Below are 16,160 nucleotides of genomic sequence, written 5' to 3'. Positions count from 1 at the left end.
GGGGTGATGTGCAGGCTCGACAGGTAGTGCACCGGTGAGACGGTGTACGCACGGGCGCGTTCACGCTCAGGTGCACTACCCGGCCACTGGACATGTCCTGTCGAGCGTGCACATCACACCAAGCCCGGCACCGCCCTGGAACCCGTCGACCACCCACACATCAGCTCTGCTGCGAATCCTGCGGGATCCCTTGACCTGGGTGCTGGAGTCGCGGGATGTTTGACGGCATTGGATTTACGAGTCACTTCCGAACGTGGTTCGTTAAAGGAGTGTCGTGGATATCGTGATCGGGGTCGTCACGCACGTGACTCACCACGAGTTGTTCCACGATGCCGCGCGCACGCTGGGCGGAGTGGGTCTGGAGTGGGTCAGCTACGACCACGAGGACGAGATTCGCGACAAGGTCGCCGAGTTCCTGAGTACGACGCGGCTCGACGGCTTCCTGGCCGGACCGGTGCCGTACACGGCGAGCCAGGAACTCCTCCCACCCGGACTGCCGGTCGGGGTGATCCGCTCGTCGGCGCTCGATCTGACGCTCGCGCTCTACCGTGCTCAGGAACGCGGCTGGGGCCGTACGCCGGTCAGCATCGACACGTTCCCGGCCGAAGCGGTCGAGGCGGTGGCTACCGCGCTGGATCTCGATCAGGACCAGATCGACTGCTTGCCCTATGCACCGACCCAGAGCGTCGACGAGATCGTCGCGTTCCACCGGGACGCGTACCGGCGGTTCGGTGAGCGCAGCTACGTGATCAGCGTGCGCGCCGCCGTACGGGAACAGCTTGCCGGCAGCCTGCAGATCATGAGCGGTATGCCGGTGCCGGCGACGATCCGCACCGAGTTGCACGAGCTCGCGCTGCGGATCGAGTCCGAGCGGGCCAGTGCGCAACGCTTCGCCGCGGGAGTCTTCCTGATCAAGCAGTCCGCGGATGAGGAGCGGGCCCGGATCGGTCTGTTGAACCACCTGCTCAACACGCCCGAGTTCGCCGGCGCCTGGATCGAGAACCGCGGGCGTCGCGGTGTCGTCGTCTTCGCCCACAAGGCGTTGTTCGAGCGCATCACCCGCAACTGGGTCGCCGTACCCGCACTGGCCGAGGCCGCCGTGGCGCTCGGCGCACAGATCTCGGCCGGCTTCGGGGTCGGTGTGTCGGCCCGCAACTGCGTCCTGCTCGCCGAGCAGGCGGCGGCGCGTGCCGAGCTCGCCGATGAACCGTGTGCGTACCTGTTCGAGGACAGCGGTGTCGTGATCGGTCCGATGGGGCCGGCCGGTGAGGCGCTGCGGTTCTCGTACCGGGAGCACGGCGACGAGGTCGAACAACTCGCGAAGTACGTCGGTCTGAGCGCGACCACCGTCTCCCGGCTGGCCGCGCTGGACCAGGAACTGCAAGGCCGCACGCTCTCGCCTGGAGAGCTTGCCGGTCATCTCGGCATCACGGACCAGAGCGGACGCCGCCTGGTCCGGACTCTCGACGCAGGCGGCCTGGTGAGCGTCGAGGGAACTGCCCAGCACCACGCCAAAGGACGCCCGACGCGTCTGTACCGACTGCGCATCGCCCAAGCGTTGGAGGCACAACCATGGAGCTCACCCGCCGCCACATCCTCAAGCTGACCGGTCTCGGACTGGTTCCGCCCGCACTCGCCGCTTGTTCCAACAACGACTCCAAGAACGGAAGTGGTTCCGGGGACGGCAGCGTGAAGTTCGAGGGCTGGGACTACGAAGCCGCACTGGTCCAGCAGAACCTCGACCGCTTCACCAAGAACAGCAGCATCAAGGTCAACTACACCCCGATCACGAGTGCGCAGTACGTCCAGAAGGTGGTCGCCGAGTTCACCGGCGGCGGACCGGACGCGCTCTACGTGTATGACGACTCGCTCGCGGCCTGGGTCGAGGGCGACTACCTGCAACCTCTCGACGGAATGGCCGGCGTCGACGAGGTCTACACCGCGATCTACCCCGGCAACGCCCAGGCGATGACGTACGGCGGGAAACGCTACGGCCTCCCGTACTACACCGACGCGACCTGCCTGACGTACAACGCCGGAATCCTCGCCCAGGCAGGGATCTCGAAGCCGCCGGCCAGTCTCGAGGAGCTCGAGGCGCAGGCCCTGAAGATCAAGAACGCCGGCCTGCTGGAGTACCCGATCGGTCTGCCCGCGCAGTTGTCCGACACCTGGTGGTCCTGGGTGTGGGCGCTGCTGTTCGGCAGCGGCGGGAACCTGTTCGACGACCAGCAGAACCCGATCATGAATACCTCCGACACGGTGACGAAGGATGTGTTCGCCTGGCTGCAGCAGGCCGCGACCAAGTCCAAGGTGATCGACCCGGCGTCGCTGCAGTTGCTGCCGGTACCGGTCGACAACGCGATGAAGGCGAACCGGTACGCGTACACGATCGGCGCCCGCTACGCGAGTCGCGACTACAACGACCCGGCCAAGTCCAAGGCCGCGGGCAAGATCCGGATGGGACTCGTGCCGAGCCTGGACGGCAAGGAGCACGGGACCGTCAGCAACACCCGGATGTACGGGCTCGCGAAGGACACCGAGGTCAAGGACAACGCGTTCAAGCTGCTCACGTACCTCGGCGGGTACGACGACCAGAAGCAGCCGTACACCGCGAAGTACTGGTTCCTGCAACGCGGACTCGGCTTCGCGTACAAGGCGATGGTCAACGATCCGGAGATCACGGCGGCGCTGAAGAAGTTCGCCGACCCGAAGGTGTACACGCACCTGGCCGAGATCGCCAAGCCGCGCAACGTGCTCGGGGTGCCCTGGTACACCGAGTTCGAAACCGAGATGCACAAGGTCGTGCAGGGCGTGCTGAGCAACCAGACCCAGCCGTCGGCCGCGGTCGCGTCGCTCGCGCAGTCGGCGGAGACGCTCAAGAAGAAGTACTCCTGAAGATGGTTGCATTCGCCGAACGACGGCCGCTGGGCGACAACGCGAAAGCCTGGGCGCTGAATGCCCCGGCGATCGCGGTGATCGCCCTGCTGGTCGCCTATCCGATCGGGTACTCGTTCTACGTCAGCCTGCAGAAGAACAACCTGAAACGCCCGCGGGCCAAGCGATTCATCGGGTTCGACAACTACACGTCACTGCTGACCGACCAGGCGTTCCTCAATGCGCTGAAGGTGTCGGCGCTGTTCGTGCTCGTGGTGCTCGGGCTGACCGTCGTACTCGCGTTGATCCTGGCGCTGGTGCTGAACGAACGGTTCCGCGGCCGCGGTCTCCTGCTCAGCCTCGCCTTGTTGCCCTGGGCAATGCCTGGGGTGGTGAACGGCCTGATGTGGCGGACGATCTTCGACGCGAAGACCGGCGCGCTGAACGGTCTGCTGCAGCAACTCGGGCTGATCGACAGCTACCACGCATGGCTGACGTCAGGCACGGGCGCGTTCCTGTTCACAGCGCTCGCCCAGGTCTGGAACACGCTCCCGTTCTCGGTCATCATCCTGCTCGCCGGATTGTCGACAATCCCTTCAGAGCTGTACGACGCCGCGACCGTGGACCGCGCCGGCGCATGGCGACGCTTCACCGAGGTCACCGTGCCGTGGCTCCTGCATCCACTCCTCATCGTCCTCATCCTCGAGACGATGAACGCGTTCCGCGCGTTCGACACCATCTACGTCCTCACCGGCGGCGGCCCCGGCGACGCGACCACCACGATCGCGCTGCTCGACGTCCAAACCGTCCTCACCTTCACCGACTTCGGCCTCGGCAGCGCCTACGCCTGGGTGATCACAGCCATCACGCTACTGATCTCCATCGGCTACATCGGCCTTCTCTACCGAAAGGGGAACTTCGACGTATGAGAGCTCCTCTGAGATATCGGATTCCGTGGAAGAAGATCGTGCTCTACGTGCTTGCGGTGCTGTTCGCGTTGTATCTGGTGCTGCCGTTCTACTGGATTGTTGCGATGAGTTTCATGCACGAGGTGGATGCGATCTCGGTGCCGCCGCATTGGGTGCCGGTGCATCCGACGTTGGAGAACTATCTGGGGTTCGTCCGGCCGAACGCGGCGCAGGAACTCGTCGGCGGGCGGGCCGTGTCGGAGACGCCGTACTCGCTGCGGAACAGTCTGGTCGTGGCGACCGCGACCGCCGTACTGAACCTTGCGCTGGCCACGCTCGCGGCGTACTCGTTCAGCAGGTTGAAGTTCCGGGGGAGTCAGGTGCTGCTCGTGCTGTACCTGCTGACCCGGATGGTGCCGGGGATCGCGATCATCATCCCGTTCTACCTGCTGATGCGGTCGTTCGGGCTGCTGGACACGTATCTCGCGCTGATCCTGTCCTACACCACGTTCGCGTTGCCGATCACGATCTGGATCCTCAAGGACTTCTTCCGGTCGGTGCCGCGCGAACTCGAGGAGGCGGCCCGCGTCGATCGGTGCGGATGGTTCCGCACGATGTGGACGGTGTTCCTGCCGGTCGCGGCGCCCGGGCTGGTCGCGGCCGCGGTGTTCGCGTTCATGACCGCGTGGAACGAGTTCATGTTCGCGCTGTTCCTGACCAGTACGAAGGCGGCGAAGACGATCCCGGTGGTGGCGGCGAACTTCGCCACCGACTTCAACACCCAGTTCACCGTGATGGCCGCGGCCGGTGTGCTCGCGGTCGTCCCACCCCTGGTGCTGGCCCTGCTCTTCCAGCGCAAGCTGGTGCAGGGCATGGCCGCCGGATCCGTGAAGGGCTGACGCGATGGCAGAAGTACGACTCGAAGGCATCACCAAGTCGTTCGGCGGCAAGACCGCGGTGAACGACCTCAACCTGACCGTCGAGGACCAGGAGTTCCTCACGCTGGTCGGACCGTCGGGTTGCGGCAAGTCGACAACCCTCCGGATGATCTGCGGGCTGGAACGCGCGACCGAGGGCAACATCTTCTTCGACGGCAAGCCGGTCAGCTGGTTGCCGGCCAACAAGCGCGACGTCGCAATGGTATTCCAGAGCTATGCGCTCTACCCGCACAAGACGGTCCGGCAGAACATCGGGTTCGCGCTGAAGATGATGCGGGTGCCCAAGGCAACTATCGCCGAGCAGGTGCTGCAGGCGGCGCGAACGCTGGACATCGAGGACCTGCTCGATCGCAAGCCGCGCGAGCTCTCCGGTGGCCAACGGCAACGGGTCGCGCTCGGGCGGGCGATCGTTCGCGACGCGGGCGCGTACCTGCTCGACGAGCCGCTCTCCAACCTCGACGCCCAGCTGCGGGTGCTGATGCGGGCGGAGATCAAACGCCTGCACGTGGATGTCGCGCGGACGTTCATCTACGTCACGCACGACCAGGTCGAGGCGATGACGATGTCGGACCGGATCGCGGTGATGCGCGACGGCGTCGTCCAGCAATGCGCGACCCCGGAGGAGATCTACGAGCGCCCGGCGAACCGCTTCGTCGCCTCGTTCATGGGTTCACCGCCGATGAACTTCGTCACCGGCGAACTCGCCGACGTCGACGGCACCCGAACCTTTCGCAGCCCCGCGATCACGCTCGCCCTCACCGCGACGCACTCGGGGATACAGCAGAGTGCGTCGTCCGGCGCCGCGCCGGACGATCGCCGGGTCGTCCTGGGAATCCGCCCCGAAGACGTCACGCTGTCCACCACTCCGGTCCAGGGTCATCACCCCGGGAAGGTCTTCGTAGCCGAACCGCTGGGCCCCGACGTCCTGGTAACCGTCCGCATCGAAGGCGAACTGATCAAGGCCCGCGTCCCGACTCCCTTCCGCCTCGGCCACGACAGCACGGTGTACGTCGGCATCAACCCGAACCGCCTGCACCTGTTCAAGGCCTCCGACGGCGCCGCACTCCACGCCCCGAACCGAGAGGAACAATCTTGAGAGACCCCGAGAAGGCGACCGTCGAGGTCGAACTGCCCGCCGACTTCGACGACTTCTGGGCAGCCGGTCTCGCGGACTGCGCGTCGTACCCGCTGGACCCGGTCCTCACCGAGATGCCGACGCTCTCCACGGACACGGTGATCGTCTACGACCTGCGCTTCACCAGCTACGGAGGTCTGCGGATCGCCGGCTGGTACGCCGTCCCGCGCGCAGGCACCGCGCCGTACCCGGGCCTGGTGACGATCCCCGGGTACATCTCGGAGCCGACCGTCCCGAAGGAGTGGGCGGAACTCGGGTACGCCGCGCTCGCGGTCGCGCCGCGCGGGAAGCTCCGCTCGAACGACGTGTTCGATCCCGGGTATCCGGGTCTGCTGACGCACAACATCGTCGACTCGCAGACGTACGGGTACCGCGGGTTCTACCTCGACGTGGTGCGCGCGGTCGAGGTTCTGCTCGATCGTCCGGAGGTGGACAATCTGCGGATCGGATTGCAAGGGTCGAGCCAGGGCGGCGGGCTCGGGATCTCCACGGCCGCGTTGCTCCCCGATGTGATCCGGTGCGTCGCGGCGGGCGCGCCGTACCTCTGCGGGATCATGACCGCGCCGACGCTGACCCGGTCGTACCCGTACGAGGAGATCAACGAGTACCTGCGGATCCATCCGAAGGACGTCGACCGGGTGCGAGAGACGGTCGCGTACTACGACGGGCTGAACTTCGCGCCCAAGGTGCAGGCGCCGACGCTGATCTACCTCGGGCTCGAGGATGACGTCTGCCCGCCGGAGACCGGGTTCGCGTTGCACCGCACGCTGACGTGTGCGAAGACGCTGCACACCTATCCGCATTGCGCGCACCACGCCGGCCTGCCGGGCGTGATGCGCGTCGTGGAGGACTTCCTTGCCGAGCACCTCACCCCGGGACGGTGACCATATGACCTTCGATGCCTACTGGGCCGCGGTCGACGACGAGCTCGCGGCGATCCCCGGCCGCCCGGTGCTGGACGTGGTGCCGGCGCGGACGACCGACGAAGCGACGTTCTACTCGGTGCGGATCACCAGCACCGGGCCGTACCGCGTGTACGCCAACCTCAGCATCCCGAAGGGCGACGGCCCGTTCCCGGGGCTGCTCATCACGCCGCGGTACGGAAGCGTCAACAACATCCCGCACCCGAACGACCGGAGCCGGTACGTCGTACTCGGGCTGATGCACCGCGGTCAGCGGCTCGCCGACCAGGGATTCGCGGCGGCGTACCCGGGCCTGTTGACGCTGGGGATCGACGACCCGTCGACGTACATCTATCGGGGGATCGCGGCGGACTGTCTCCGCGCGGCGGAGTTCCTGATGGGTTTGGCGGAGGTCGATCCGGCGCGGGTCGCGGTGACCGGTGACGATCTTGCGCTGCTGACGGCGGCGCGACGGCCCGGGTTCAGTACTGTGCGCGTGACGGACCTGCTGTTCTACCGCGCGATGGAGGCGCGGCTGAAGTCGTGCATGTATCCGTTGGAGGAGCTGAACGATCACCTCCGGGGTGGATCGTCGACTGATGCTTTGTCGACAACCTTGTCGTACTTCGATCCGGCGCAGCACGCGCCCGCGGTCGCCGGTCGGACGCTGCTTGCCGTCGCCGACGAGGACTGGTGCAGGTCGCTGCTGTCGGCGTTGCCGGATCCGGAGGTCTACCAGGTCACCCACCTCGACGGCACAGACAACGATTACCTCGACGCGTGGCTGGCCGAACGGTCCGGCGTACCGGCGATGTCGAAGTTCGTCGCATGACCGCACCACTCGGCGTACGGCCCGTCATCAACGCCAATGCCACAGTCACGGTGCTCGGTGGATCGTTGATGCCGGCCCCGGTCCTGCAGGCGATGAACGACGCCGCGGCGCAGTTCGTCGACCTGCCCGAGCTGAGCGAACGGGTGGGGCAGCGGCTCGCCGAGCTGACCCACAACGAGGCCGCGTACGTGACGTCCGGCGCCGCGGCCGCGATCTCGCTGACGGTTGCCGCGTGCATCACCACGGAATCGCAGGCGTTCCCGACCGACGCCGAGGTGGTGATGTTCGCGAGCCAGCGCAACGGCTACGACTACTCGGCCCGACTCACGGGCGCCCGCGTCGTCGAGATCGGCCCGTCGTACGACGAGTTGCGTACGGCGCTCGCACGCAAGCCGGCGTGCGTGCTGTGGTTCGCGGGCGCGCACTACGCGGCGGGTGCGCTTCCGGTGGAGGAGGTGGTGCGGGGTGCTCGCGAGTTCGGCGTACCAGTGATTGTGGATGCGGCTGCGCAGATCCCGCCGATTGCGTCGCTCTGGCGGTTCACGAGGGACGTCGGTGCGGATGCGGTGCTGGTGAGCGGCGGGAAGGGACTGCGGGGGCCGCAGGCGAGTGGGCTGGTGCTGGGGAAGCGGTGGCTCGTGGATCGGGTACGGGCGCACACGTCGCCGAAGCAGGAGCTCGGGCGCGGAATGAAGGTGGGGAAGGAGGAGCTGATGGGTCTGCTCGCTGCGGTCGAGTGGACGCTCGCGCAGGACGAGACCGAGCTGCTGGCGTCGTACGAGCGGATTGTCGACGATTGGATCGTCGGCTTGCAGGGGCTCGTGGTCGTCGAGCGCGGGTACCCGAGCGAGGCCGGCCAACCCCACAGCCGCGCCGTACTGCGCCTCACCCGCGACCGCGACGAGGTCATCAAGGCCCTGTGGGACGGCGACCCGCGCATAGCGGTCGGCACCTTCGGCGTACCCGACGACGCCATCGCCCTCAACCCCCAAACCCTCCAACCCGGCGAGGACAAACAAGTCCTCGCCGCCCTCCTCAAAATCCTCGCCCCGTAGTTATCCGAGGCGCCGTAGAGCTGTCTCGACAGCGGCCTCGACCCGGGAAGTCATGCCGGGTACATCGACGGGACGGCGGCCGGCGACCTGACCACGGATCCACTTCGACCCGCTGTCGTCATAGTGCAGCAGGGCATACAGGTCCCACCACGGATCGAGAGTCACCCCGGCGATCGACTCGTAGAGCGACCGAAGCTGCTCCGACCACTCGGGCGAGTACAGCGCCGCCAAGTATCGCCGGCAGTGCCCGACGTCGATCGCGCGCGACCCCCGATAGATGGAGTTCCAGTCGGTCAGCCCAGTGATCCTCCCGCGCGACCACAGCAGGTTGACCGGCAGGAGATCGCAGTGCAGAAACACGGCAGTGTCCTTCGGCGGCGGCGCCGCCATGACACCGAACGCCGCCTTCCACACAGCCGGCTTCTGTGCGTCGACCGGCACCTGAAACCCGTCCCGAGGAGCGATCCAGGAATCCGTCCAAGGTCGGAACGTCTTCGCGGGGAGATCGAGGGAATGCAGCAAGACAGCAATCTCCGCGATCCTCGTCAGCCATGGCCGAGGTTCCGCCGGATCGAGGTGAACATGCCCCGGCAACCGGGTCATCAGCAACGACGGCGCGCCCCCCGTCGAAGCACCGGCAACATCAGCAGCGAGGACTTCCGGAACCGGGAGCCCGCTTCCCGCCACCACACCGAGGTTGGCGATCTCCTTCTCCAAGGTCCCCTGCAGGTCGAGCCCGCCCGGGTACTGCCGCAGTACGACGAACGTTCGCATTCCACGTCGCTCGACAGTCACTCGATTCACGGCGGAGCAGACGCCACCGGTCAGTCGGCGACAGCCAACGACGCGGCTGCCCCGACCCATCGACGCCGCAACCCAGGCGAGGGTCTCCGCGGAGGGCCGACGCTGCCTGAACCCGCCATCCCTCCAGTCGCCGTCGGTCATGAGCGCGAGCCTATTCGTCAGGGACCTCCGGCGATAAGGGTTTTCTACCCGCTGGAGGCAGTGCAGGCGGTGAGGTGGACTTCCTGATGGTGGGTTGTGTGACGGGTGGCGGGTTTAAGCTCGGGGGATGGCGAGCAAGCCGGATGAGACGCGGGACGGCGTTGACCTGACCAATCTGGATCAGCCGTTGTTCGACGGGGCCGATGCGCGGAAGCGGGATCTCGTCGACTACCTGGACGCGGTGCACGAGCGGATCGTGCCGGAGCTGCGGGAGCGGCCGTTGTCGGTCGTGCGGATCCGGCCGGGGCAGCCGAAGTTCATGCAGAAGAACGTCCCGAAGTACACCCCGGACTGGGTGAAGACCGTGCAGGTCTGGGCGGAGGCGTCGAAACGCCAGGTGTCGTACGCGTTGTGCGACGACCGCCGGACGTTGCTGTGGTTCGCGAACCAGCGCGCGGTGGAGTACCACCCGACGTTGATGCGCGCCGATCGCTGGGACCGCGTCACGCATCTCGTGCTCGATCTCGACCCGCCGGAGGGCGCGACGTTCTCGATGGCGGTGCAGGCTGCGCTGCTGGTACGGCAGGCGCTGACCGACTGCGGTCTGTCCGGCGCGGTCAAGACGAGTGGCGCGAAAGGTGTACACGTGATCGTGCCGATCGTCGACACGGTGACGATCGAGGACGCCGCGGCCGCCACACGGGCGATCGCGGCGCGAGCCGAGAAGATCGATCCGTCGATCGCGACCACGGCGTACATCAAGGAGGACCGGCACGGGAAGGTGTTCGTCGACTCCACGCGGTCGGGTGGTGCGACGGTCGTCGCGGCGTACAGCCCGCGCGTCCGGCCCGGTACGACGGTGTCGTTCCCGGTCGGCTGGGATGACCTGGAGAGCGTGACGCCGCGCGACTTCACCGTCCGCAATGCGCCGGCCCTCGTCGGCGACCGCGACCCATGGGCCGAACAGCTCCCCGCCCCGCAATCCCTTCCCGAGGATCTACTGGAAGAAGGCCGCGCCATACCCATCGCCCGCGTCGTCGCCATGCACGAAGGCAAACGCCGCAAACGCGCCCGCGAGGCCGAGGAGCAGAACTAGCTGCTACTCCGTGGCGGTTGTCAGGTCGAGGCCGCGGCGGCGAACGGCGGGAGACGGGTGGTTGCGGAGGGCAACCAACAGCTCGCGCCACTCCGCGGACCACCCGGCCCGCGGCGCCGCAGCGCTCACGAGCGCATGGGCCAACAACCCGGATGCCAAGTCAGGGGAGTGAACGAGCGAATCGGCCACCGGCAGCAGGTCTGCAGGCGTCCAGGTCGACTCGGTCGCGGACAGGCGGGCGGAGACGAGGTCGGCGGCCCTCAGCGCGGCCAACGGATCATCGCGGACCAGATCCCGAAGCTCGTCGGCCCGCTGCGAGTGCACCAGCAGCTGCAGCCGGAGCTCGAGGAAGTCCGAGCCGGTCAGCTCGTCCGCAACCACGCGCAGGTACCGACGGTCCGCAGCCGAGCGGCCGCTGAACTGCGCAGCCAGCTGGCTCACCAGATACGTGAGCCGCTGCCGCGCCGGGTGATCCCGATCCGGCAACGCGTTCGGCAGTGCGGGATTCGCCTCCGACCGCACGAGCAGCCGAGCGACCTCAACCACCTCATCCAGCCCGGCCGGCGCATCCGTCGCGACGAACGAGACGAGTGCAGTGACCGCGTCCCGCCATACCCGATTGCGCAGCGACAGCCGGGTGATGAAGTCCGCGCAGACCCGAGTCGCAGCCGGGTTGTACCGCGCCCAGCCCCGCAACGCGAGCAACGCCGGCCCAACAACGTCAGGCTCGCTACGACTCGTCACAGCGATCAACAGGTCGGCGTACCGCGCCCGGTACCCCACAGGTACGTCGTACGCGCGCCGTACCGTCAATGCCTTCGCAGTTGCCGGTGAGTCATGCACAGCCTGCTCCAGCACTGCCCACGCCGCAGGGTCGTACAGGAGGTACTGCGACACGGTGCGCGCGATAGCGGCCCGCACGTCCCGATGCGCTCCGGCCCACGTCTCCGTCAGTACGGCGCTAGCTCCAGGCGCTCGTAGCTCACCCAGCAGCCGCACGGCCTCCTTCCGCGACGTGACCTTGACGCGGCCACCGGACAGCACCGGCTGCAGCAGCCCGGGCAGGAGACTGGGCCGAACGTACCGCGCAGCCCGTGCAGCCGAGTACACAGCGACCCGCGCCCGATCGTCACCCGCATGCGCAAGCAGCAACGGCATCGCGAGGTCAGGTCGCTCTGTCCACGCCAACGCAGCCAGCGCGGCCTCCTGCAGCAGTACGTCGGAACTCCCGAGGAACTCGTCCAACGCAGCCCTGCCCGCGACCGGTACGCGTCCGAGCGTCCGCACCGCCAACGCCCGGTACCACGTGTGCATGCGGTCGTCACGGGCCGCTTGGACGAGCAGATCGGCGTACCGAGCCTGCTGTCGCGGCAACCAGCGGCGGATGGCGTAGTCGGGCACCTGCCAGGAGGTGCTGTTGCGATCGAAGCGGCGAATCCGATCCGCCGCGGCGAGGACCGGGTCGAGCAGGTCGGTGTAGTGCTCGGTGACCAGCCACCACACCGGCTGCCAGCGGGCCATGGTCACGTCCCGCTCGACGATCTGACGGAGACGGTCGTACCGGGTCCGCGGCGCTTCCAGCCAGTATCTGCAGGCCTGGTCGGATGTGTACTCCTGGTCCGACCAGACCGCCTGCTCGAGCACACTGTCGAGGTGATCCGTCGACCAGCTGCGGCGGCCCAGCGCAGCGGCCACCGTGAACGCCAGCGAGAATTCGTCGCGCTTGGCCGCGGCCTGGATCGCGGGCCGCAGCGCCTCGTACACGTCGGCTTCTCGTCCACGTGGCAGCCGGTCGACCAGGGGATCGAGGTCGATCCGGCCGTGGTTCTCCGACAGCCGCGCGTGCGCCTGCAGGCCCCAGTCCATCAGGGCGTTTCGGTCGCCCAAGACGCCTTGTACGACCGCGTCCTCGGCCAGCTGCGTCAGGGCATGCCGTGTCGCCCCCGAGGTGTCTCGTGCTGCCAGCGCATCGGTGAGCAACGTGTCCAGCGACTCGGTCAGCGCATCGGTCAACAGCGACTGCGGAAGCTCCGCGACAGCCTGTACGGCGTTGAGCCGCACGGTGTCCTGGTCGTTGCGGATCCGCCCCGCCGCCCACGCGACAGCCTGCACGACATGCTCCGGCCGCCTGCCGTAGCCGGCCGACTGAATGATCCCCTGGTAGACCGAGCTGCGCACTGCGGCGTCTGGCTCGCTCACATCGGGTTCGAGGAGTGCGAAGGCCTCGTCGAACGGGAGGTGACTAGCGATGCTGCGCCGCCACCACGCGTCTTCACTGATCGCCAGCATCCGACGTGCCTGCTCAGCGCGCACAGTGTGTGGCAGCGCCTGGAGAAGCTCCGTACTCAGCTGCGTCTGACTGAGGTCGACGTACTGCGTCACGGCCGCGAAGACGACCGCCCGCCGTGACGGAGGCAGTGTGTCGAGGAAGGTGGCCGGCCAGAGAATCCGTCCGAGCGTGATGAGCTCGTCGTCGGAGTACCTGTGCAGGCGGCGCCGGAACGCTGGGGTCAGCGCCCGCGTCACCACCCCGCGCCGGTCGGGTGCGAGCAGCAGCTCCAGTACGCCCGTCGAGTCCCGATCCGTGAGCTGACCGATGATGTCGAGCACTGCGACGGGCAGGTCGTGCGCAGGCACCGCATCCTTGATCAGCTCCAGCACCACGTCCGGTGCGTGCTCTAGCGATGCAGTGACGCCGTGGCCGACGCTCTGCCACCACTCGTCGTTGGCCGGGAGCGTCTGGCGAGCAAAGGCGAGTACCTCGTCCGGATGATGCTTCGCGAGCTGACGCCAGCCACCAGGCGTCACGCAGTACGCCAGCTCAGGCAGCAGCCGCGCCACAGTCGCGTGATCGGTCGCGTCGAGCAGACCGGTCGCCGCCACATCACCCCAGCGCGCCCGGTGCTCGTCGATCAGCCGTACGGCGAGATGCTCGCGCCGCTGCCGACGTACCAGCGCCACCAGCTTCGAGCGCAGTGCCGCGGGCGCGTCGTCGTACACGATCCGCAGGTCGTCGTCCGCGACAGGCACCCCGCGAGCGACCGCCGCGAGCGCCCGCCTCTGCACAGCCGGATCCGGGTCCCGAAGCATCCGGCTGACGTACGTCGCCTCGTGGGTGACCTCGGCGATCTGGAGACCGAGGACGCGTTCGAAGGCGCTACCTCGACCCAGGTCGTCGAGGAGACTCACCAACTGCGGCGCCTGGTCGGCGAGCAGGCGTACGCGCTGTCCGTACGAGAGTCCGTCGATCGATCGCAGCAGCTCGGGCAGACGCATGAGCCCATCCTGCCCAATAGGAGGTGTCAGCTCTTCAGTGAGGCGTCCAGGATCATCGTCGCGGCCTCCCGGGCGCTCAGAGCGGGGTCGGCCGAACCGGAGATCGCGGCGCGGGTGATCGCGCCCTCGCTGAGCAGGATCAAGTGGTCGGCGAGCCGGTCGGGATCGTCGGAGCCGGCCTCGCGGGCGAGCTGGGTGAGGGCCTGCCGGAAGCCTTCCTTGTGCCGCAGCGCCATCTCGGCGACCCGTGGCGACACGGCGCCGAGCTCACCGAACGCGTTGATGAACGCGCAGCCGCGGTAGTCGCGCTGGCTCGACCAGGCGTAGAGGAAGTCGAACACCGCGAGGATGCGCTTGCGCGGATCGGTCTGCGCCTCGACATGGTCGGCGAGCATCGTCTGCCAGAGGATCTCCCGGCGGTCCAGGTACGCCTCGACCAAGGTCTCCTTCGACGGGAACAGCTGGTAGAGCCGCTTCAGCGACACCCCGGACGCCGTCCGGATCGCGTCCATGCCGACCGACTGCACGCCGCGCTCGTAGAACAAGTCGTCGGCCGCGTCGAGCACTTGCTGCCGTGCCGTCGCCGTGTCCAGCACCATCTCTCGCCTCCAGTGTGACCCGCGCCACCTTGCGCGGAGAACCATCGTTCTCCTAGAGTAGCAAACACCGGAGAGAACGAGCGTTCTCACCGACAATCCCAGCCAGGAGGATGATTCAGATGACCGTTCTGGAGCCCGCTGCCCAGGCCTTCGCCGACGCGACCGCCAAGCCGCCGTACCTGTTCCAGCTGACGCCCGAAGAGGGCCGCAAGGCCGTCGACGAGGTACAGACCACCGACTACCCGAAGCTCCCGGTCGACGAGGAGTGGGTGACTGCCGCGGACGGCACCAAGGCCCGCATCGTCAAGCCCCAGGGCGCCACCGGCGTACTGCCTGTGATCCTCTACATCCACGGCGCGGGCTGGGTGTTCGGCAACGCGCACACCCACGACCGGCTGGTTCGGGAGCTCGCCGTCGGCGCGGGCGCCGCGGTGGTGTTCCCGGAGTACGACCTGTCGCCGGAGGCGCGGTACCCGCACGCGCTCGAGCAGAACTACGCGGTCGCCCGTTGGATCATTGCCTCAGGCAAGGACCACGGTCTGGACGCGCAGCGGCTGGCGATCGCCGGCGACTCGGTCGGCGGGAACATGACGGCCGCGCTCACGCTGCTCGCGAAGGAGCGCGGGGACGTGAAGTTCGTCCAGCAGGTGCTGTTCTACCCGGTCACGGACGCTTCGTTCGACACCGCGTCGTACAAGGAGTTCGCCGAGGGCTACTTCCTGCAGCTGGACGGGATGAAGTGGTTCTGGGACCAGTACACGACCGACGAGAACGAGCGGAACCAGATCACCGCGTCGCCGCTGCGCGCAACAACCGAGCAGCTGACGGGCCTGCCGCCGGCGCTGGTCATCACCGGCCAGGCCGACGTACTGCGAGACGAGGGCGAGGCGTACGCCGCCAAACTCCTCGAGGCCGGCGTACCGACAACCGCCGTCCGCTTCGCCGCAATAATCCACGACTTCGTAATGCTCGACGCGCTGCGCGATACCCGCGCAGCCAACGCCGCAATCGACCTAGCAATCACAACCCTACGCAAGGCGCTCAACTGACCCGTTCGAGCTCCGCGAAGGCGGCGGCGAGCTTTGGCAGCGTGTAGTGGGCGTTCAGGCCGCTTGGATTTGGTAGGACCCAGACGCGGGTCGCGCCGATCGTTCGGTCCTGTTTGCCCACTGCTGCTGTGCGGTCCGCGAAGGCGTCGCGGTACGCCGTGACGCCTAGGACCGCGAGCCACTCGGGCTGGACGTCGAGCACCTTCTTCACGAGGTTCTCGCCGCCCGCCTCGAGCTCGGCCCGCGACAACTCGGCCGCCTTCGCCGACGGTCGGTCGACCACGTTGGTGATCCCGAGCCGGTACGTCAGCAACTCCCGCTGCTCGTCCGGCCGCAGCTGACGGGGCGTGAATCCGCTCAGGTGCAACGCCGGCCAGAACCGGTTCCCCGGCCGCGCGAAGTGATACCCGGTCTCCGCCGACATCAGCCCCGGGTTGATCCCACAGAACAACACCCGCAACCCAGTCCCGATCACATCCGGAATGCCGTCCACGGGGAACACCGTAGCTAACGACAGGAGGTAGTGGTCGCGGCCGCCCAGGTCCACGCCT

Annotated in this window: 14 protein-coding genes; 10 read left to right on the top strand and 4 right to left on the bottom strand. The window is 67.5% G+C overall.

Annotation, left to right across the window (positions count from 1 at the left end):
* The first annotated feature begins 274 nt into the window (after positions 1–274).
* From ACWF0M_RS03505 to ACWF0M_RS03470, 8 genes are read left to right on the top strand one after another with little or no spacing between them, the layout of a single operon-like run.
* Positions 275–1,606 (top strand): hypothetical protein, encoded by a 1,332-nt coding sequence (locus ACWF0M_RS03505; RefSeq protein WP_452234015.1) that lies wholly within the window; start codon positions 275–277, stop codon positions 1,604–1,606.
* Positions 1,573–2,895, top strand: a complete 1,323-nt coding sequence (locus ACWF0M_RS03500) for an ABC transporter substrate-binding protein (RefSeq protein WP_452234014.1) — start codon at positions 1,573–1,575, stop codon at positions 2,893–2,895. Before ACWF0M_RS03505 ends, ACWF0M_RS03500 begins: the two co-directional genes overlap by 34 nt.
* Before the next feature lie 2 nt (positions 2,896–2,897).
* On the top strand, positions 2,898–3,803 hold the full coding sequence (locus tag ACWF0M_RS03495) for a carbohydrate ABC transporter permease (protein WP_452234013.1): 906 nt from the start codon (positions 2,898–2,900) through the stop codon (positions 3,801–3,803).
* Complete coding sequence (locus ACWF0M_RS03490; protein ID WP_452234012.1) at positions 3,800–4,681, top strand: carbohydrate ABC transporter permease; 882 nt, start codon at positions 3,800–3,802, stop codon at positions 4,679–4,681. The genes ACWF0M_RS03495 and ACWF0M_RS03490 overlap by 4 nt, the downstream gene beginning before the upstream one ends.
* Positions 4,682–4,685: 4 nt before the next feature.
* Entirely contained in the window at positions 4,686–5,816 is a 1,131-nt protein-coding gene (locus ACWF0M_RS03485; RefSeq protein ID WP_452234011.1) for an ABC transporter ATP-binding protein, read from the top strand.
* The gene (locus ACWF0M_RS03480; protein WP_452234010.1) at positions 5,813–6,739 is read left to right on the top strand and encodes an acetylxylan esterase; all 927 of its coding nucleotides are present in this window, start codon (positions 5,813–5,815) and stop codon (positions 6,737–6,739) included. The genes ACWF0M_RS03485 and ACWF0M_RS03480 overlap by 4 nt, the downstream gene beginning before the upstream one ends.
* 4 nt (positions 6,740–6,743) lie before the next feature.
* Positions 6,744–7,589, top strand: a complete 846-nt coding sequence (locus tag ACWF0M_RS03475; RefSeq protein ID WP_452234009.1) for an acetylxylan esterase — start codon at positions 6,744–6,746, stop codon at positions 7,587–7,589.
* Complete coding sequence (locus ACWF0M_RS03470) at positions 7,586–8,644, top strand: hypothetical protein (RefSeq protein WP_452234008.1); 1,059 nt, start codon at positions 7,586–7,588, stop codon at positions 8,642–8,644. Before ACWF0M_RS03475 ends, ACWF0M_RS03470 begins: the two co-directional genes overlap by 4 nt.
* Here ACWF0M_RS03470 and ACWF0M_RS03465 read toward each other — a convergent pair whose 3' ends face one another.
* A complete protein-coding gene (locus ACWF0M_RS03465; RefSeq protein ID WP_452234473.1) occupies positions 8,645–9,508 on the bottom strand; it encodes a phosphotransferase family protein in 864 nt (287 codons plus the stop codon).
* A 208-nt stretch (positions 9,509–9,716) separates the two neighbouring features.
* Here ACWF0M_RS03465 and ligD point away from each other — a divergent pair, with 208 nt between their 5' ends.
* Positions 9,717–10,685, top strand: coding sequence for a non-homologous end-joining DNA ligase (gene ligD, locus ACWF0M_RS03460; protein ID WP_452234007.1), 969 nt, complete (start codon positions 9,717–9,719; stop codon positions 10,683–10,685).
* A 3-nt stretch (positions 10,686–10,688) separates the two neighbouring features.
* Here the strand turns inward: ligD and ACWF0M_RS03455 are convergent, their stop codons facing one another.
* Positions 10,689–13,961 (bottom strand): hypothetical protein, encoded by a 3,273-nt coding sequence (locus tag ACWF0M_RS03455; RefSeq protein ID WP_452234006.1) that lies wholly within the window; start codon positions 13,959–13,961, stop codon positions 10,689–10,691.
* A 26-nt stretch (positions 13,962–13,987) separates the two neighbouring features.
* Entirely contained in the window at positions 13,988–14,560 is a 573-nt protein-coding gene (locus ACWF0M_RS03450) for a TetR/AcrR family transcriptional regulator (protein ID WP_452234005.1), read from the bottom strand.
* A gap of 119 nt (positions 14,561–14,679) precedes the next feature.
* Between ACWF0M_RS03450 and ACWF0M_RS03445 the strand changes: the two genes are divergently transcribed.
* Entirely contained in the window at positions 14,680–15,609 is a 930-nt protein-coding gene (locus tag ACWF0M_RS03445; protein WP_452234004.1) for an alpha/beta hydrolase, read from the top strand.
* Here ACWF0M_RS03445 and mug read toward each other — a convergent pair.
* Complete coding sequence (gene mug, locus ACWF0M_RS03440; RefSeq protein ID WP_452234003.1) at positions 15,602–16,102, bottom strand: G/U mismatch-specific DNA glycosylase; 501 nt, start codon at positions 16,100–16,102, stop codon at positions 15,602–15,604. The two genes, ACWF0M_RS03445 and mug, sit on opposite strands and share 8 nt — an antisense overlap.
* Between the last annotated feature and the right edge of the window lie 58 nt (positions 16,103–16,160).

The organism is Kribbella sp. NPDC055110 (assembly GCF_053607525.1).
This window is presented reverse-complemented; position numbering and strand designations above follow the sequence as displayed.